Source organism: Pedococcus sp. 2YAF34 (assembly GCF_052114585.1).
Taxonomy (GTDB): Bacteria; Actinomycetota; Actinomycetes; order Actinomycetales; family Dermatophilaceae; genus Pedococcus.
In genome coordinates, this window is sequence record NZ_JBFRFA010000003.1 from 188,647 (window position 1) to 206,865 (window position 18,219).

The 18,219-nt window shown below is 71.3% G+C and carries 17 protein-coding genes; 9 read left to right on the forward strand and 8 right to left on the reverse strand.

What is annotated here, in order from left to right; translation table 11 throughout:
• Nucleotides 1-149 precede the first annotated feature (149 nt).
• Nucleotides 150-629, forward strand: coding sequence for a hypothetical protein (locus AB4Z02_RS03290; RefSeq protein WP_441969270.1), 480 nt, complete (start codon nucleotides 150-152; stop codon nucleotides 627-629).
• A gap of 4 nt (nucleotides 630-633) precedes the next feature.
• Nucleotides 634-1,725, forward strand: coding sequence for a tyrosine-type recombinase/integrase (locus AB4Z02_RS03295; RefSeq protein ID WP_441969272.1), 1,092 nt, complete (start codon nucleotides 634-636; stop codon nucleotides 1,723-1,725).
• A gap of 17 nt (nucleotides 1,726-1,742) precedes the next feature.
• Here the strand turns inward: AB4Z02_RS03295 and ychF are convergent, their stop codons facing one another.
• From ychF to AB4Z02_RS03320, 5 genes are all read right to left on the reverse strand, one after another.
• Entirely contained in the window at nucleotides 1,743-2,828 is a 1,086-nt protein-coding gene (gene ychF / locus AB4Z02_RS03300; RefSeq protein WP_441969274.1) for a redox-regulated ATPase YchF, read from the reverse strand.
• Between the two features lie 12 nt (nucleotides 2,829-2,840).
• Nucleotides 2,841-3,704, reverse strand: coding sequence for a thioesterase family protein (locus tag AB4Z02_RS03305; RefSeq protein WP_056883339.1), 864 nt, complete (start codon nucleotides 3,702-3,704; stop codon nucleotides 2,841-2,843).
• A 70-nt stretch (nucleotides 3,705-3,774) separates the two neighbouring features.
• A complete protein-coding gene (locus AB4Z02_RS03310; RefSeq protein WP_441969276.1) occupies nucleotides 3,775-6,306 on the reverse strand; it encodes a hypothetical protein in 2,532 nt (843 codons plus the stop codon).
• A 21-nt stretch (nucleotides 6,307-6,327) separates the two neighbouring features.
• Nucleotides 6,328-7,002, reverse strand: a complete 675-nt coding sequence (locus AB4Z02_RS03315) for a hypothetical protein (protein WP_056883338.1) — start codon at nucleotides 7,000-7,002, stop codon at nucleotides 6,328-6,330.
• Between the two features lie 160 nt (nucleotides 7,003-7,162).
• Nucleotides 7,163-8,071, reverse strand: coding sequence for an NUDIX hydrolase (locus tag AB4Z02_RS03320; RefSeq protein WP_441969279.1), 909 nt, complete (start codon nucleotides 8,069-8,071; stop codon nucleotides 7,163-7,165).
• Between the two features lie 65 nt (nucleotides 8,072-8,136).
• On the opposite strand from AB4Z02_RS03320, the gene AB4Z02_RS03325 reads away from it, so the two are divergent.
• Entirely contained in the window at nucleotides 8,137-9,330 is a 1,194-nt protein-coding gene (locus AB4Z02_RS03325) for a DNA recombination protein RmuC (protein ID WP_056884070.1), read from the forward strand.
• Here AB4Z02_RS03325 and AB4Z02_RS03330 read toward each other — a convergent pair.
• Nucleotides 9,270-10,547, reverse strand: coding sequence for a cytochrome P450 (locus AB4Z02_RS03330; protein ID WP_441969282.1), 1,278 nt, complete (start codon nucleotides 10,545-10,547; stop codon nucleotides 9,270-9,272). The genes AB4Z02_RS03325 and AB4Z02_RS03330 overlap by 61 nt on opposite strands.
• Before the next feature lie 80 nt (nucleotides 10,548-10,627).
• Nucleotides 10,628-11,653, reverse strand: coding sequence for a 4-hydroxy-3-methylbut-2-enyl diphosphate reductase (locus tag AB4Z02_RS03335; protein ID WP_441969284.1), 1,026 nt, complete (start codon nucleotides 11,651-11,653; stop codon nucleotides 10,628-10,630).
• Nucleotides 11,654-11,737: 84 nt separating this feature from the next.
• Between AB4Z02_RS03335 and xseA the strand changes: the two genes are divergently transcribed.
• Both xseA and AB4Z02_RS03345 read left to right on the forward strand, forming a co-directional pair.
• A complete protein-coding gene (gene xseA / locus AB4Z02_RS03340) occupies nucleotides 11,738-13,000 on the forward strand; it encodes an exodeoxyribonuclease VII large subunit (RefSeq protein WP_056883336.1) in 1,263 nt (420 codons plus the stop codon).
• Nucleotides 13,001-13,011: 11 nt separating this feature from the next.
• Nucleotides 13,012-13,260, forward strand: a complete 249-nt coding sequence (locus tag AB4Z02_RS03345; protein WP_441969286.1) for an exodeoxyribonuclease VII small subunit — start codon at nucleotides 13,012-13,014, stop codon at nucleotides 13,258-13,260.
• A 39-nt stretch (nucleotides 13,261-13,299) separates the two neighbouring features.
• On the opposite strand, the gene AB4Z02_RS03350 is transcribed toward AB4Z02_RS03345, so the two are convergent.
• The gene (locus AB4Z02_RS03350; RefSeq protein WP_056883334.1) at nucleotides 13,300-13,854 is read right to left on the reverse strand and encodes a DUF4245 domain-containing protein; all 555 of its coding nucleotides are present in this window, start codon (nucleotides 13,852-13,854) and stop codon (nucleotides 13,300-13,302) included.
• 98 nt (nucleotides 13,855-13,952) lie between these two features.
• Here AB4Z02_RS03350 and glpX point away from each other — a divergent pair, with 98 nt between their 5' ends.
• Genes glpX through AB4Z02_RS03370 form a run of 4 tightly spaced genes read left to right on the forward strand, consistent with a single transcriptional unit; the run spans nucleotide 13,953 to nucleotide 18,164 of the window.
• Nucleotides 13,953-15,002 carry a class II fructose-bisphosphatase gene (gene glpX / locus AB4Z02_RS03355; protein ID WP_056883333.1) on the forward strand — a complete coding sequence of 350 codons (1,050 nt, stop codon included), beginning with the start codon at nucleotides 13,953-13,955 and terminating at the stop codon, nucleotides 15,000-15,002.
• Nucleotides 15,002-15,919, forward strand: coding sequence for a PfkB family carbohydrate kinase (locus AB4Z02_RS03360; protein WP_441969289.1), 918 nt, complete (start codon nucleotides 15,002-15,004; stop codon nucleotides 15,917-15,919). Before glpX ends, AB4Z02_RS03360 begins: the two co-directional genes overlap by 1 nt.
• Before the next feature lie 35 nt (nucleotides 15,920-15,954).
• Nucleotides 15,955-17,649, forward strand: coding sequence for a fumarate hydratase (locus AB4Z02_RS03365; RefSeq protein ID WP_441969291.1), 1,695 nt, complete (start codon nucleotides 15,955-15,957; stop codon nucleotides 17,647-17,649).
• Nucleotides 17,646-18,164 (forward strand): carbonic anhydrase, encoded by a 519-nt coding sequence (locus tag AB4Z02_RS03370; protein WP_441969293.1) that lies wholly within the window; start codon nucleotides 17,646-17,648, stop codon nucleotides 18,162-18,164. The genes AB4Z02_RS03365 and AB4Z02_RS03370 overlap by 4 nt, the downstream gene beginning before the upstream one ends.
• Nucleotides 18,165-18,219: the final 55 nt, after the last annotated feature.

Consider the following 18,219-nt stretch of genomic DNA (forward strand, 5'->3'; position numbering starts at 1 on the left):
CTCTCCCCCTTCCGGCTCTCATGGTTCCGCCGGTTGACCTGCGCTTCTCGCAGTCTCTTCGCTGCGATATCGTCAACTATACGCATTCAGTCTTGACTGTGCAACCGGATGAGCAGTACCGTCGCTGCCACAATCGCAGGAGGAGGATCGTGAAGGACGACGACCCGTGGACGTGGCCAGAAGATCAATTCATCGTGCGTATGAAGCGCGAGCGCCAACGCCGACAGTGGACTCAACAGAGGCTCTCTGCGGCCGTGGAGGAGGTCACGGGAGGGAGGCTGGTTCTGCATCCGACTGTCTTCACGAAGCTCGAGCGTGAAGATGACAGACGGAACTTGCGCCTGAACGAGGCGCTGTTCATCGCGGTGGCCCTGGAGGTCCCCCTCGTGCGCATGCTGTCTAACGATGACCTGGATGACATCCCGGCTCGCATACGCGAGCTCCGGGCACGCCAGGACAGCTTCCAACAACAGCAGTTGGAGGCGCAGCAGCGAGCGGATTTGATGGCGCTGGCCTATCGAGAGGCGGAGGCCGAGGTGGAGGAACTCCGTGAGGTTCTGATTGCTGAGGACCCGGAGGTGGCTAAGGCTGCCCTGCTCGAGCGACGAGAAAGGCAGTCGCGTGGGTAGCGGGGTGACGCGCCGCGGCGAGTCTTGGCGCGCCCGCTACCGGCACCCCGAGACTGGCAAGGAAGTCCAGTCGACATTCAAGAGGCAGGCGGAGGCGCAGCGGTGGCTCCGCGACCAGCTCGGCGCGATTGACGGCGGTAGGTGGGTCGACCCCCGCGCCGGCCGAATCACGTTCTCCGCCTACTTCACCGACTACGCGGCCCGTCAGGTCTGGACCGATGGCACCCACAAGGCAATGAGCCTCGCTGTCCGTTCGGCCACCTTCACCGACATGGAGCTTGGCAAGATTCGCCCCACCCATGTCGAGACCTGGGTCAAGACGATGACGGGTAAGCAACTCGCCGCCGGGACCATCAAGACGCGGTTCGTCAACGCGCGGTCAGTGTTCCGGGCAGCGATGCGCGACAAGGTCATTGCCTCCGATCCCACCGAAGGCGTCAGGCTGCCTCGCCAGCGGCGCGCAGAGGCCGCAATGAGCATCCCGACACCTGTGGACGTGTCCGCGCTCCTCGAGGCCGCAGACGAGCGTTTCCGGGCATTCGTGGCAGTGTGCGCGTTCGCAGGGTTGCGACTCGGGGAGGCTGCGGCGCTACAGGTCGGGGACGTCGACTTCCTGCGGCGTCAGATCAAGGTGTCTCGGCAGGTCCAGCGCAAGGCCGGAGGCGAGGTCGACATTCGCCCACCGAAGTACGGGTCAGAGCGTGCCGTGCCGATCCCTGATGTGTTGGTGAGCATGCTGGCCGCGCACGTCGAGTTAGGGCACCGCGGCGAATGGTTGTTCCAGGGCTCAGGCGACACTCCCCCACACCAGAACACGGTGGGGTACTGGTGGCGCAAGACGCTCGCGGATGCCGGCCTCTTCGGGGTTCGCCTGCACGACTTGCGGCACTTCTACGCTTCGGGGCTCATCGCGGCCGGGTGTGACGTTGTCACGGTTCAGCGGGCACTTGGTCACTCCAAGGCCACGACAACCCTTAACACGTACTCGCACCTGTGGCCCTCCGCTGAGGACAAGACACGGGCGGCAGCCGCAACCCTCGCCGGGGAAGTCCTCGGCTCCACTGCGGGCAACCTGCGGGCAAGAGGGGGTGGTTGAGCGTGTAACCAGCGGGTTTACACGTTGAAGCGGAACTCCACCACGTCGCCGTCGGCCATGACGTAGTCCTTGCCCTCGATGCGGACCTTGCCGGCGGCCTTCGCGGCAACCATCGAGCCGGCCTCGACGAGGTCGTCGAAGGAGACGATCTCGGCCTTGATGAACCCGCGCTGGAAGTCGGTGTGGATGACGCCGGCGGCCTGCGGCGCGGTCCAGCCGCGGCCGATGGTCCACGCGCGGGACTCCTTGGGACCTGCGGTGAGGTAGGTCTGCAGGCCGAGGGTGTGGAACCCGGTGCGGGCGAGCTGGTCGAGACCGGACTCGGTGGCCCCGAACGACTCGAGCAGCTCCATCGCCTCGTCGGCCTCCATGTCCATGAGGTCCATCTCGAGCTTGGCGTTGAGGAACACCGCGTCGGCGGGCTCCACCAGGGCGCGCAGCGAGGCGTGGAGCTCGGCGTCGCCGAGCTGGTCCTCGTCGAGGTTGAACACGTAGATGAACGGCTTGGTGGTCAGCAGGCCCAGCTGCTTCGCCTCGGCGAGGTCGACACCGGCGGCCGCGCCCGCGGCATACAGGGTCTTGCCCTCCTCGAGCACCTTCTGGGCGGCGACCGCGTTGTCGAGCAGCGGCTTGCTCTCCTTCTTGATCCGCGACTCCTTCTCGAGGCGCGGCACGGCCTTCTCGAGGGTCTGCAGGTCGGCGAGGATGAGCTCGGTGTGGATGGTCTCGATGTCGGACGCGGGTGAGACCTTGCCGTCGACGTGGACGACGTCGCCGTCCTCGAAGGCGCGGACGACCTGGCAGATCGCGTCCGCCTCACGGATGTTGGCGAGGAACTTGTTGCCCAGCCCCTCCCCCTCGGAGGCGCCGCGGACGATGCCCGCGATGTCCACGAACGACACCGTGGCGGGCAGGATCTTCTCCGACGAGAAGATCTCCGCGAGCTTGCCGAGGCGGGCATCCGGCAGGGGGACGACCCCGACGTTGGGCTCGATGGTGGCGAACGGGTAGTTCGCCGCGAGCACGTTGTTCTTGGTCAGGGCGTTGAACATCGTGGACTTGCCCACGTTGGGCAGGCCGACGATTCCGATAGTGAGAGCCACAAGGCCGAGAGTCTACCGTCGCGGTGTCGCGGCCCTCGCCAGCTGACGGGAGAGCGCGACCAGCCTGCCCTCGCTGTCCCAGACCTCGGCGTCCTCCTCGAGGTAACCGCCCGACATGGTGCGGCTGGTGAGGACGACGCGCAGCCAGCCGGGCGCCGGACGGGCCCGCACGTGGGCCGTCAGCTCGAGCGTTGGCGCCCAGCCGGGCAGCCCGAGCTCGAAGGCTACCGGCGGCAGGGCGTCGACGGCGAGCAGGAGCAGCAGCGGGTCCGGCTCGCGGTCGTCGGCCATGCGCAGCCACCCGCGGATCACGCCGTTGCCCGACGGCTTGCCCATGGCCCAGCCGGTCGTGGCCGGGTCGAGGCGCAGGTCCAGGCGCTCGAGGAGAGAGGCGTGCTTGAGGAACTGCGGCGGCGCCTGCGCGGCCGAGACGCAGCGGTCCACGGGCGGCAGCTCCGGTGGCACCGCGGTGGTGCTCGCGTCCGCGTCCATCGTGGCGAGGTCGCCGTACGTCGCGAGCACCCGGAGGCGCTCGACCTCGCCGCCCGCCTCGTCGGGCTGCACGAGCGAGGCCTGCCCGTTGGAGACCGCCCGGCCGCGGCGCAGGACCGACGTCCGCACCGTCGCAGGGCCGGGCACGCCGGGCGTCAGGTAGTAGGCGCTGATGGCCAGCGGGTGCGGGTGCGCCGGTCGGTCGCCCTCCGCCTTGCCGAGCTCCTGCGAGAGGGCACGGCCGACGACCGAGAGCAGCAGGCCCCCGTTGACGCCTCCCCCGATGCGCCACCCCTCGCCGAGGGCGGCGTCATAGACCCCCGACTCACTAGCACGCGCCGAAACCGCCGAACCCTCGTCGAACTCGCTGAGCTGCGCGTCCATCGCTCGTCCTCACGTCCTCACTGCACCGCACCGACTCTCGGGACGAGAGCGTATGCCGCGACGGGGCGAGTCACGGCGCAGAGGTGGTCGACGCCACCTCCTCGCCAGGGACCGGCGCCGACGAGGAGCTCGCGCCGGCCGTCGAGGTCGTGGGGCTTCCCGAGGTGCTGGACGCGCTCGGGGCGGTCGAGCTCGCTGAGCCGGAGACCGACGACGGGGTCGTCCCGGTGGACGCGGCACCACCCGAGGTCGGCGAAGGCTGCGCCCCGGAGCTGGTCGAGCCGGAGGGGGCCTGGCCGGTCGTGGTGGGCCCTGTCGTGGGGTTGGTCGTGGAGCTGGTCGTGGAGCTGGTCGTGGAGCTGGTCGTGGGGGTGGTCGACGTCGCAGTGGACGAGTCGCCGCCGCGCGGCTCGACCCACGCCGGGTCCTTGCGCAGGATGGCGAGGATCTGGCGCTCGTAGTCGGCCAGCCGTCCCTGGAGCTCGCTCAGCGGGACGTCCTGGACGTGGTTCCCGAAGGCAGAGATCTCGGCCCACAGCGCGTTGAGCTCCGCCGTGCTGCGGGCGTCCAAGGGGCCGGAGAGAGTGACGACCAGCTGGGTCGCCAGGGCCTGCGTCACGCACTGCACGCAGTTGTAGTTGACGGCAGCGGCGATGTTCTCGGGGACGACGACGTGTGCGTCACCGATGATGACGACGACCTGGAAGGCGACCGCCACCGTCTGGCAGTCGGTGCAGGACGCCAGGGCGTAGGCCTCGTTGGTGTTCGCGACGCTGTTGCCGTCAGCCCACACGAGCGCGAAGGCGACGTCGTACTCGGAGGACCCGTTGGTCGTGTTGACGGCCAAGGCCTGGTTGTCACCCTCGCCGGGAGGGAGCGGGCGGTCGAACGGGAACACCCAGGTGGGCAGTGCCGACCCGTCCGGCGCGGTCTGGCCGGGCCGCGGCGCCATGACCACCGCGAGCACTGGCGCATCGGCGGTGGGAAGTGCCGCTCCCCTGCGCCAGATCGTGCGACCGGTGGCCTGCCGACCCTCCTGCAGCCGCTGCTGGGCCGGTGACACGAGCCCGGTGCGCGTGAAGGTCGTGTGGACCGCGTCGGCCAGCGTCCCCCGCTCGTACGCCTGCACGGGCCGGTAGGTGCCCGGTTGCGGCCACCAGGCCCAGGCCAGGCCCGCGACGACAGCGGCTGCCACGATCCCCGCGGCAGTGCGCCGTACGGGGTGTCCACTCGTCCTGCGCCACGTGCCGAGCACCACCTGGCGGACCAGGCGCGACACGATGAACGCCACCCCGAACACCGGCAGCGCGATGGCCACGATCGAGAGCACGCGGACGACCACGGCGAGCACGTCCCCGTCGGCGGCCTGCGTCTCCAGCCGGGCCCACTGCCGTGCCACCGAGGCCCAGGCCGTGCCGGCGACCCGTGGGAAGCTGAGCACCATCATCACCATCGAGAAGGCCAGCACCGGCACGACGACCAGGACCCAGGTGGTGACGACTGCGCGGGCCCACGGCTTGAGCACCTTGGCCTCGGGATCGTTCCAGTGCCTCGGCAGCAGGGAGACCAGCGTCGGCTTGATCCGGTGGTAGAGGTCGGGGACGCCGGTGACGTCCGCGAGCACGTGGTAGCCGTCGAACCGGACCAGAGGAGCGAGCTGGCGCACCATCTGGAGCACCTGGGTGGCGATGATGAGCAGGATGGCGTCCCACCCGGTCGCCCACCACACGCCGAACATCAGGACGGCGACGATGGCGTTGAAGTAGAGACCGCCGAGGTCGGTGCGTACTCGGCCGGCGCGGCCGAGACGGTAGCTGTCGGTGACGTCGGTGTAGAAGGCCGGCCACACCAGGTACCACCCGGTACCCATCGCCCCTGGGGTGGCGCCGCCATACCTCGCGGCGGCAGCGTGGCCGAACTCGTGGAACCCCGCAGACACCACGGTCAGCGCGAAGACGGCGAGCAGCAGCGCAGGCTGGTCGAAGGCCTGGTGCGTCGCCGACCCCAGACCCTTGTGCATCATGACCCACCCGCACACCGCGAGGAACGCGACGACCAGCAGGGCCACGACCACGGGGGCGAACAACAGCGCGAATGGCGCCGTGATGCTCCGCGTGAGCTTCGGATCCGTCACCACGTAGCGGAACCGCAGTGCCAGCAAGGGGTTTGAGCGCTTCAGCTCGGGGTCCGAGCCGTCGACCCTCTTGAGCACCCCGATGGTGCGGAGCTTGGAGTCACACAGCGACTCGACGTCCTCGGCGCGCACCTGGCGGCCGATCGCGGCCCCGACCGCCTCGGCGATCTGGGCCGTCGTGCGCCGGCCGTCCACCTGTTCCAGGACGGCGTACAGGAGGGGTGTCAGCTGGATCGTCTGCCCGTCGCCGCGGCGCACGAGGGCCGGCGCCACGCGGTAGCCGGACCCCGGCACCTCACCGAGCAGCTGGACACCGTCGGCCCGCACGGGGACCGGCTCGGCGGTCCGGTCGGCGGTCCGGTCGTCGGTCCGGTCATCGGCCCCCGGTGCGAGGCCCGCCCCGGAGCCGGCTGGCTCGGGGGCAGGCTCGCGCCCGGCTGGGGCCCCAGGCCCCTCGAAGGGAGTCACGTCAGTGCGTCCTCGCGCCGACTACTGGGAGATGTCCGAGGTCTGGTCCGTCGACGCACTGGCGTCGGCGTCGATGTCCTGCGTGATGATGGCGTCCTGCTGCGAGATGGCCACGGCGTCGGAGTCGATCGAGCCGACGTTTCCAGCGACCGATGCGTCGATCGGCGCCGCGACGTTCGCGTTCGCTGCGACGGCGCCGGCGATCGGAGCCGCGAGGTCGAGGTCCGCGGCGAGGTCGACGTCGACGTTGAGCAGGGGGCCGTCGAGGGAACCGCCCGCATCCACCGCGTCGGTCGACGAGGCGCCGTCGACCGGGACCGTCGAGTCCGCGGCAGGCGCCTGGGCCGCCGTGTCGGCCGGAGCCGGGGCTGCGTCTGCCTGGTCGATGGTGGAGTCCTGGCCGCCCTCGGCGACCGCCTCGCCCGTGATGCCCTGGTCGATGAGGACGCCCTGGTCTGAGAGCGCCTGGGCCTCGGAGCCCACCGAGAGCACGTTGGCCCCGACCGCGGCGTCGATCGGCGCCGCGACGTTGGCGTTGGCCGCGACTGCGAGGTCGATGGGCGCTGCCGCGTCCAGACCGATGTCGAGGTCGGCATTGAGGTCGAGCAGGCTGATGACCTCCTTGTCAGGGAGGGCGGTGGTGCCTTCGGCAGCCAGCTCCTCCGCGGACAGCGGCGGCATGGTCGAGTCAGTCATGGTGCACTCCGTGTTTCGAACGAATTCCCCCGGCAAGATGACGTCGCGACAGTAGCGGGGTGTGGCGAGCCGCGCACGTCGAACGAGCGGCTGACCTGCAGGAATGCGTTACCGGGCGTTCCCACGCGGCGCACGGTTGGCCGCCGGGCGCGGGCTCACCTCACAGGGCCGGCAAGCCGTCCTCGAGGTAGGCCGTGGGGCCCCGGTGCCCGAGCAGGAAGGCAAGCAGCCGCTGGTTGTACGGCGCCACACGGCTCTCCAGCTCCTCCTCGCCGACCCAGTGCAGCGCGCGGATCTCCCTGGGCTGCAACGTGGCCCGCGTGACGAGCTCCTCGCCCGCGACGCCCAGGTCGAAGATGAAGGCCGTGGCGTCGGACCACCCGCGCCACGGGGGCAGCCAGTTGACGGCGAGCAGCGAGCGCACCTCGACCTCGACGCCGAGCTCCTCACGGACCTCGCGGACCACGCACTGCGCCGGCGACTCGTAGGGGTCGACCACCCCGCCGGGAAGGTCCCACTCGTTCTTGTAGACCAGCTCGCACAGGAGCACCCGTCCAGCGGCGTCCCGCACCACGCCCTGGGCGATGGCCCGCTTGGTGGGCAGCGCGGCGTTGAGCTGGGCGATGAAGCCCTCGCGCGTGTGCGGCGGGGCGTCGTCGTCCAGGGCGCTGAGCACCATGACGTCGCCGCGACCGCCGGGGACGGTGACGGCCCGGCTGACACCCTCCTTGCGCAGCCCGGCGCGCATGGCGGAGCGCACCGCGTCGCGGTCCTCGTCCTCGACGCGGGTCTCGACCCGGCGCAGGCCGAGCTCGTCGAACCCCCAGCGCAGCACGAGCCGCAGGGCCCGCTCGACGACGCCGACGGCGCGGTACTCGGGTACGAACAGCCAGATCAGCTCGGCGTCGCCGGCATCGCCGTGCAGCAGCTCGACGCGACCGACCCGCTCGTGCTGCCAGATGGCCTCGAAGGCGACGACGCCGTCACCCACGGTCTCGTCGTCGAGCCCGTGCAGGACGAGGTCGTCGTCGACGAGCAGGGGCTCCGGCGCGGGGAGGTGGTCGGGCATGTCCGGCACGCTACCTCCGCGGCGCCTGCGCCATCCTGTCGGTGGGGGGTGGCATGGTCCTCGCCATGGAACTCGCCCTCGCCCTCCTCGCCGGACTCGCCCTCGGCGCCGCCGCAGCAGCGTTCGTCGTGCACCAGCTCGGTATGGCGCGTGCCGCCGGCGTGGCCGCAGAGCGGGACCTGCTGCGCGAGCGGGTCGTCGACCTCGAGGCTGCCCTGTCCGACGACGCCCAGACCGCCGCCGCCCTGGCGCCCCTGCGCGACGCGCTCGGTCGGGTCGAGCAACAGGTGGGCACGTTGGAGCGCGACCGCACCCACCAGTTCGCGGCACTGGAGCAGACCATCGCCCAGGTGCACGCGTCCACCACGGCGCTCGGGCGCCAGACCCAGAGCCTGGCGGGCTCCCTCAACGCCTCGACCGTGCGGGGCGCCTGGGGGGAGGTCCAGCTGCGCCGCGTCCTCGAGCACGCGGGCCTGCTCGCCCGGTGCGACTTCGACGAGCAGGTGCACCGGGTCAGCCGTCACGACCGCCAGGTGCGCCCGGACGTCGTCGTCCGGCTGCCCGGCGACAAGTACCTCGTGGTCGACTCCAAGGCACCCATGGTCGCGTTCCTGCGGGCCCAGGCCGACGACCTGTCCGCGGAGGACCGCACCCGGTTGCTGCGCGAGCACGCCACGACCCTGCAGGGACACGCGCGGGCCCTGGCGGCCAAGGACTACTGGTCGGCGTTCGAGAGCAGCCCGGAGATGGTGGTGTGCTTCGTGCCCAGCGAGGCGATGCTCTCCGCCGCCCTGGCCGCCGACCCGAGCCTGCACGAGGACGCCATGGCCCGTCGGGTGGTGCTCGTCGGCCCCGGTGCGCTGATGGCCCTGCTGCGCACGGTGGCCTTCACCTGGCAGCAGGACGCGCTCACCGCCGGGGCGCGCGAGCTCATGACGGTCGGCCGCGAGCTCTACGACCGCCTCGGCACCCTGGGGGGTCACGCCGCGCGGATGGGGACCGCCCTGCAGCGCTCGGTCGAGACCTACAACCAGCTGGTCGGGGCGCTGGAGTCACGGGTCCTGGTCACCGCCCGCAAGATGCACGAGCTCGACATCGTCGAGGACACCCTGGCCACACCCCGACCTGTTGAGACGGGCCCACGGGTGCTCACCGCCGTCGAGCTCCTCGACGCGGCCACCGCGCAGGACGCCAGGCCTCAGCTCGACCTGGAGGCGGAGTCGGCGCCGAGGTGGACGGGCAGGGAGTCCACCGCGTAGACGATCGACTGGTCACGGAAGTGCAGTGACGACGGGTCGACCGTCAGGCGCATCTCGGGGAAGCGGCGGACCAGTCGCGGGAACGCTGTCCGCAGCTCGAGCCGCGCCAGCTCGGCGCCCACACAGCGGTGGAACCCGTACCCGAAGGCCAGGTGCGGCGACGGCGGACGGGTCGGGTCGAAGCGGTCGAGGTCGGGGCCGATGCGCCCGTCGCGGTCCGCGCGGCTCAGGGCGACCACAACCACGTCGCCCTTGCGGATGCGGCGGCCGAACAGGTCGAGGTCCTCCAGCGCGAACCGGGGGAACGCGATCTGCACCACTGACAGGTAGCGCAGCATCTCCTCGACCACGGGGTCCACCGAGGCGTCGTCGTCACGGATGAGGTCGAAGTGCTGCCGGTCGCGCAGGAGCACGAGCGACCCCAGCGCCAGCATGCTCGCGGTCGTCTCGTAGCCACCGGTGAAGACGCCATCGGCCAGGCCGGCGATCTCCTCGTCGCCGACCTCGTCGCCCACCGCCGCGATGATCCGGCCGAGCAGGCCGTCGCCCGGGCTCTCGCGCTGGCGGCGGGTTGCCTCGAGCAGGAAGCTCCGCGAGGACGAGATCGCCCCGAAGGCGCCCGCGCCCCCCGCCGAGACGTCGAAACGGGCGTGGCTGAGCGCCCGGAACCGCTCGCGGTCCTCAGGAGGCAGGCCGAGCAGCTCGCAGATCACGAGGAACGGGATCGGGAAGGCGAATCCGCCGACGAGGTCCGCCTCGGGGCCGGCGGCCGCCAGCTCGTCGAGCTGGGCGTCCACGATCTGCTCGATGCGGGGGGCCAACCGGTTGATCCGGCGCATGGTGAACTCCGGCGTGAGCAGCGAGCGCAGCCGGGTGTGCTCCGGGGGGTCGGTGAAGCCCAGGCCGCCGACGTTGGAGCTGCTGCTGCCGACGTACGGGCGCAGGTCGTTGCTGAAGCGGGACTGTTCGGCGAGGACCGCTCGTCCCTCCTCCTGACCGGAGACCAGCCAGATGTTCATCCCGAACATGTGCGCGAGGCGGTGCACCGGATCGGGCACGGTCGTCCCCAGCCGCGCCACCGGGTCGAGCCCGTCGCGACGCAGGGGGCGCAGCAGCCGGCGCGGCACCGAGTCGAGCGTCGACAGGTCGACCACGCCGGGGCTGCGGGCCACGAGGCGCTGCAGCACGCGCCGCCGCGTCGTCGCCAGGTCGATCACGGTCCCGACGCTACCGGCGGTGCCCCCGGATCGACAGGACCCGCGCCGTACCGGCCGCACGCCGTACCCGGCGGAGCGGGTCAGTGCAGGGAGCCGGCTTCCTCGAAGCTCGCGTCGTGGCGCATCTTGTCGCCCAGCCCACGCGCCTTGAGGTCGCGGCGGATCTCGTTGGGCAGGGAGAACAGCAGGCTCTCCTCGGCCGCCACCACAGGGCTGACCTCGCCGTACCCGCGCTCGGCCAGGTAGGTGAGCACGTCACGCACGAGCACCTCGGGCACGGAGGCGCCGGAGGTGACACCGACGGTGGTGACGCCGTCGAGCCACGAGTCGTCGATCTCGTCGGCGTAGTCCACGAGGTGCCCTGCCCGGGAGCCGTGCTCGAGGGCGACCTCGACGAGGCGCACGGAGTTGGAGGAGTTGCGCGAGCCGACGACGACCATGAGGTCGCACTCGGGAGCCATCTGCTTGACCGCGAGCTGGCGGTTCTGGGTGGCGTAGCAGATGTCGTCGCTGGGCGGGTCCTGCAGCGCGGGGAACCGCTCGCGCAGGCGCCGCACGGTCTCCATGGTCTCGTCGACCGAGAGCGTGGTCTGCGAGAGCCAGACGACCTTCTCGGGGTCGCGGACGGTGATGTTGGGGACGTCGTCCGGTCCGTCGACCAGCGTGATGTGGTCGGGTGCCTCACCTGCGGTGCCGACGACCTCCTCGTGGCCCTCGTGGCCGATGAGGAGGATGTCGAAGTCGTCGCCGGCGAAGCGGACGGCCTCGCGGTGCACCTTGGTGACCAGTGGGCAGGTGGCGTCGATCGTCTTCAGGCTCAGCGCCTTCGCCTCCTCGTGCACCACCGGGGCGACCCCGTGGGCACTGAAGATGACGGTGGCGCCCTCGGGCACGTCGTCGGTCTCCTCGACGAAGATCGCGCCGCGCTTCTCCAGCGTGGTCACGACGTGCTTGTTGTGCACGATCTCCTTGCGGACGTAGACCGGGGCACCGTAGAGCTCGAGGGCCTTCTCGACCGTGACCACGGCGCGGTCGACGCCCGCGCAGTACCCGCGGGGCGCGGCCAGCAGCACGCGCTTGGTGGGTCGTTCGGTGGTCTCAGTCATGCCTCCATGGTAGGTGGCGCCTCTCTGCCACCCCAATCCGCGTCGTGCGGCGGAGGGCCACGCTCCACCTCCTAGAGTGGGCCCGTGACCGGCCCCGACCAGCGCCCCGACCTCCCGGAGCGAGCCGGCGACACCACTGCCGAGTCGCCCTGGCCGGTCCGGCTGCTCAGCATGAAGATCGCCGAGTACGTCGAGAAGATGTCGGTGCTGTGGGTCGAGGGCCAGGTCGTGCAGCTGACCCGCCGCCCCGGTTCGCGCACCGCCTACCTCACGCTGCGCGACCCCGACGTCGACATGTCGCTGTCGGTGGCGATCTCGACCAACGCCCTCGACGCGATGCCCGTGCCGGTCGCGCAGGGCGCGCGCGTCGTCCTGCAGGCCAAGCCGGTGTTCTGGACCCAGCGCGGCTCGCTCATGCTCGACGCCCGCCAGATCCGTCCCGTCGGCGTCGGCGAGCTGCTCGCCCGGGTGGAGCACCTCAAGCGCACGCTGGCCTCCGAGGGGCTGTTCGACCCCCGGCGCAAGCGCCCCCTGCCGTTCCTGCCGCGCACCGTCGGGCTCGTCTGCGGCCGCGCCAGTGCGGCGGAGAAGGACGTCGTCGAGAACGCCCGTCGCCGCTGGCCGACGGTGCGTTTCGAGATCCGCGAGGTCGCTGTGCAAGGTCCCGCGGCGGTGCAGGAGGTCATGGGCGCCCTGAAGGAGCTCGACGGCCTCGACGGGGTCGACGTCATCGTGATCGCCCGCGGCGGCGGGTCGGTCGAGGACCTGCTCCCCTTCAGCAACGAGGCCCTCCTGCGGGCCGTCTCGGCGGCGCGGACCCCCGTGGTGTCGGCCATCGGCCACGACGTCGACACCCCGCTGCTCGACCACGTCGCCGACTGGCGCGCCTCCACCCCGACCGACGCCGGCAAGCGCGTGGTGCCGGACGCGCAGGCCGAGCGCGACGGCATACGCCAGGCCCGGGCCCGCGCCCGGCGAGCCCTCGCCGCCCACGTGTCCAGCGAGCGCCGCCACCTCGTCGCGCTGCGCTCGCGCCCCGTGGTGGCCAACCCCGCCGCCATGATCGACGCCCGGCGGGCCGAGCTCGACGCCCTGACCGACCGCGCCACCCGCCGGGTGCTCGGGTCGGTGCACCGGGCGGCCGACCAGGTCGGCCACCTCCGGGCGCAGGTGCGCACGCTCTCCCCGCTGTCCACCCTCGAGCGTGGGTATGCCGTGGTGCAGCACCGCGACGGCCGCGTGGTCATGGACCAGGACGAGGTCGTGCCCGACGAGCTGTTGCGCGTCCGCGTGGCCCGCGGCGACTTCGCGACCCGGGTCGTGGGGCTGGCCGCCGACGCCGGTTAGGCTCCTTCCCCATGGCCAAGGAAGAGCAGAAGCCGTCCGCCGCCGCGTCCGGGGGCGCCGACGACTTCGCGGACGTCGCCGGGCTGTCCTACGAGCAGGCCCGCGACGAGCTCATCGACATCGTGGCCCAGCTCGAGGGCGGCCAGGTCGGCCTCGAGGAGAGCATGCGGCTGTGGAAGCGGGGCGAGGCCCTGGCCGCCCACTGCAGCACCTGGCTGGACGGCGCCGAGGCCGCGCTCACCGAGGACGACCCGAAGTAGGGGCGCGCCACGGTCGCGGAACCAGCCCGCACCGGTCGGTCAGCTCTTGGGGACGGGGCGAAGGCTGTCGGCGAAGGCCGTGAGCTCGGGGAACGTGCCCGTGCCGGTGACGATCGTGGTGAGCTGCCCCGTGGCGCCCTTGTTGACCAGGCTGTTCTGCACCTTGCCGTTGCGCACGTAGGTGTCCCACGTCCGGCCACCGGCCTGCGTCGTGCCCGTCCTGGCCGCCCGGTTGGTCTGCGCCTCCACCCACCCGGAGGTGGCGTCCTTGGTCTGCTCGATCGCGACGTAGTTGCCGGTCGGTGACTGGTAGCCGGCGTGCCAGGTCATGAGGCCGTCGGTGGAGCGGACGTAGCGGACGCTGGTGGCCTTCCACCCGTCCGGCAGGCCCTCCGGGCGCTCGATGGCCCAGCCGCTGTCGCGGGCGACCTCCACGGACGCCCCGGTCACGTCCACCGGCGGCTGGCTGACGTTGTTGACGCGCGGCACGACCGCCACGAGGACGGCGACCAGCGCACCGATCACCAGCAGCGAACGGACCATGTTGGCCACGGAGCCGTTGGCGTACGAACTGCGGGGGGCCGGGGTGCTCACGTGCCCATCGTCCCTGACGCAGACCGGTCGGCGCCAACTGCCCCCGCCCCCGGTAGTCTGCGGGCACTCACCCGCCGCCGCGTGAAGGATCAGAACCAGTGTCCGAGCAGCACCTTCCCTCCGCCCTGCGGGTCGGCGTCGAGGCGCCTGACCGCAACCTCGCCCTCGAGCTCGTCCGCGTCACCGAGGCCGCCGCCATGGCCGGTGGCCGCTGGGTGGGCCGGGGCGACAAGAACGGCGCCGACGGCGCCGCCGTCGAGGCGATGCGCACCCTCATCTCCACGGTCTCCATGAAGGGCGTCGTCGTCATCGGCGAGGGCGAGAAGGACGACGCCCCGATGCTCTACAACGGCGAGGAGGTAGGCGACGGCAACGGCCCCGAGTGCGACGTCGCGGTCGACCCGATCGACGGGACGACCCTCACGGCCAAGGGCCAGTCCAACGCGGTCGCCGTCCTCGCCGTCGCCGACCGCGGCAGCATGTACGACCCGTCCGCCGTGTTCTACATGGACAAGCTCGTCACCGGGCCCGAGGCCGCCGACTCGGTCGACATCCGGCTCCCCGTGGCCGAGAACATCCGCCGCGTCGCCAAGGCCAAGCGCCAGACCGTCGAGGACGTCACGGTGGTCATGCTCGACCGTCCGCGCCACGAGAAGCTGGCGGCCGAGGTGCGCAGCGCGGGCGCCCGGCTGCGTTTCATCTCCGACGGTGACGTGGCCGGCGCCATCATGGCGGCCCGTGACGACACCGGCATCGACCTGCTCCTCGGGGTCGGCGGCACCCCGGAGGGCATCATCACCGCCTGCGCGATCAAGTGCCTCGGCGGCGTCATCCAGGGCCGGCTCGCGCCGCGCGACGACGAGGAGCGCCAGAAGGCCGTCGACGCCGGGCACGACCTCGACCGCGTGCTGTCCACCGACGACCTCGTCCGGGGCGAGAACTGCTTCTTCGTCGCCACCGGCATCACCGACGGCGAGCTGCTGCGGGGCGTCCGCTACCGCGCCGGCGGGGTGACGACCCACTCGCTGGTCATGCGCTCCAAGTCGGGGACCATCCGCCTCATCGAGAGCCACCACCAGCTGGCCAAGCTGCGGGCCTACAGCTCGATCGACTTCGACCACGCCATCCCCTCGGCCCAGGACGCCTGATGCACCCCCGGCTGCTGGTGGTCGGCGAGGCCCTGGTCGACATCGTCACCGACGCCAGCGGCGAGTCCGCCGAGCACGTCGGCGGCAGCCCTGCCAACGTCGCGGTCGGCCTCGCCCGGCTCGACCACCCGGTCGACTTCGCCACCTGGCTCGGCCACGACGAGCGCGGCGAGCGCATCGCCGCCCACCTGCGCCGCCATGGCGTCACCGTGCTGGCCGACAGCTTCGGCTCCTCGCCCACGTCGGTGGCGGCAGCCAGGCTCGACCAGTCCGGCGCGGCGACCTACGACTTCGACCTGCACTGGGAGCTGCCCGAGGTGGCGCTCCCGCAGGGCACCGGGCACGTGCACACCGGATCGATCGCGACGGTGCTGCAGCCGGGCGCCGACAGCGTCACGTCAGTGTTGCGCGCGGTCCGTGAGCAGGGCACCGTCTCCTACGACCCCAACATCCGCCCGAGCATCATGGGCGACCTCGGCGCCGTACGGCTGCGCGTGGAGGAGCTGGTCGCCCTCTCGGACGTGGTCAAGGCCAGCGAGGACGACCTCGCGCTGCTGTACCCCGCCGAGTCGCCGGAGCAGGTCATGGCCCGGTGGGTGGGGCTCGGAGCCGGCCTGGCGGTCGTCACCCTGGGTGCCGACGGCGTCGCCTTCCGCGTCGCCTCCGAGGAGCGCACCGGCCGAGAGCGCGCGCGGGTGAAGGGCGTCGTCGACACCGTCGGCGCCGGCGACTCGTTCATGGCCGGACTGGTGTCCGGCCTCGTGGCCGCAGGCCTCCTGGGCGACCCGGGTGCACGGCAGCGGCTGCACGACGCGACACTGGAGGACGTGGGGCCCGCCATCGAGCGCGGCCTCGCCACGAGTGGAGTCACCGTCGCCAGGGCCGGGGCCTACGCCCCCAGCCTCGACGAGCTGTAGTCGCCCGCCGCGGCGACCCGAGGAACAGGAGCACCATGCCGGAGTTCGACCCGGAGCCCGAGGTCCCCTACGAGGACCTGCTGCCCATCGGGCCCGACCAGACCGAGTACCGCCTGCTCACGACCGAGGGCGTGAGCACGGTCGAGGGCCCGGGCGGCCGCACCTTCCTGCAGGTGGAGCCGGAGGCGCTGCGGCTGCTGACCGACACGGCCATGCACGACATCGCGCACTACCTCCGACCCGCGCACCTCGCCCAGCTGCGCCGGATCATCGACGACCCGGAGGCGAGCAACAACGACAAGTTCGTCGCGCTCGACCTGCTCAAGAACGCCAACATCGCCGCCGGTGGCGTCCTGCCGATGTGCCAGGACACCGGCACCGCGATCGTCATGGGCAAGCGCGGCCAGCACGTCCTCACCGCCGGCACCGACGAGCGGGCCATCGCGCGTGGCGTCAGCGACGCCTACACCCGCCTCAACCTGCGCTACTCCCAGATGGCGCCCCTCACCACGTGGGAGGAGAAGAACACCGGCTCCAACCTCCCCGCGCAGATCGAGCTCTACGCCGACACCGCCGAGGGCCACGAGAACGCCTACAAGTTCCTCTTCATGGCCAAGGGCGGCGGTAGCGCCAACAAGTCCTTCCTCTACCAGGAGACCAAGGCGATCCTGAACCCCGAGCGCATGCTCGCGTTCCTCGACGAGAAGCTGCGCTCGCTCGGCACGGCGGCGTGCCCGCCCTACCACCTGGCCATCGTCATCGGCGGCACGAGTGCCGAGTTCGCCCTGAAGACAGCCAAGTACGCGAGCGCGAAGTACCTCGACGAGCTTCCTCGCGAGGGCTCGATGAGCGCCCACGGCTTCCGGGACACCGAGCTCGAGGAGCAGGTGCTCGAGCTGACGCGCAACTTCGGCATCGGCGCGCAGTTCGGCGGCAAGTACTTCTGCCACGACGTCCGCGTGGTCCGGCTCCCCCGCCACGGCGCGTCGCTCCCCGTGGCCATCGCAGTCTCCTGCTCCGCCGACCGGCAGGCCCTCGGCAAGATCACGCCGGAGGGTGTCTTCATCGAGGTCCTCGAGAAGGACCCGGCCCGCTTCCTGCCCGAGACGACCGAGGAGCACCTCGAGGGCGAGGACGACGTCGTCCGGATCGACCTCAACCGGCCGATGGACGACATCCGTGCCGAGCTCGCGAAATACCCTGTGAAGACACGGCTCTCGCTCAGTGGACCCCTCGTCGTCGCCCGCGACATCGCGCACGCCAAGATCAAGGAGCGCCTCGACGCCGGCGACGGGATGCCGCAGTACCTCAAGGACCACGCCGTCTACTACGCCGGCCCGGCCAAGACGCCCGAGGGTTACGCCAGCGGCTCGTTCGGCCCGACGACGGCCGGCCGGATGGACTCCTACGTCGACCAGTTCCAGGCTGCCGGCGGCTCGATGGTCATGCTGGCCAAGGGAAACCGCTCCAGGCAGGTCACCGACGCCTGCGCCAGGCACGGCGGCTTCTACCTCGGGTCGATCGGCGGTCCTGCGGCGCGCCTCGCCCAGGACTGCATCCGCTCCGTCGAGGTCCTCGAGTACCCCGAGCTCGGCATGGAAGCCGTCTGGAAGATCGAGGTCGAGGACTTCCCCGCCTTCATCGTCGTCGACGACAAGGGGAACGACTTCTTCGCGTCCACCACCAAGCCGATGGCCATGTCCATCCCGAAGAGAGCGGGCCTGCTGTGAACGAGACATCCACCAAGGCAACGGGTTTCGACGACCTGATCGCCGCCAACCAGCGGTACGCCGAGACCGAGTTCACCACCGGCGGGTTCGACGGCATCGCCCATGCGGGCGTCGCCATCGTCACCTGCATGGACTCGCGCATCGACCCGTTGCGACTCGTCGGCCTCAAGCCCGGTGACGCCAAGATCTTCCGCAACCCCGGTGGCCGCGTGACGCTCAACGCCCTCGAGGCGCTGGTCCTCGGCGTGCACCTGCTCGGCGTCGAGCGCGTGCTCATCGTCCCCCACACCCGATGCGCCATGGCCAGCAGCTCCGAGCAGGAGCTGCGCGAGCGCGTCGGGGCGTCCGCCGGGCAGGACGCCTCGTGGCAGGGCTTCCACGTCGTCACCGACCAGCGGACCGCCCTCGCCGCCGACGTGGCCGCCGTGCGCAGCCACCCACTCATCCCCGACACGATCAAGGTCGGCGGGTTTCTCTACGACGTCGACAGCGGCCTGATCGAACAGCTCTTCTGAGGGCCCGGCACACGACGGAGGGCGGGGTACGGCGCGTGGTGAGCACGCGCCGTAC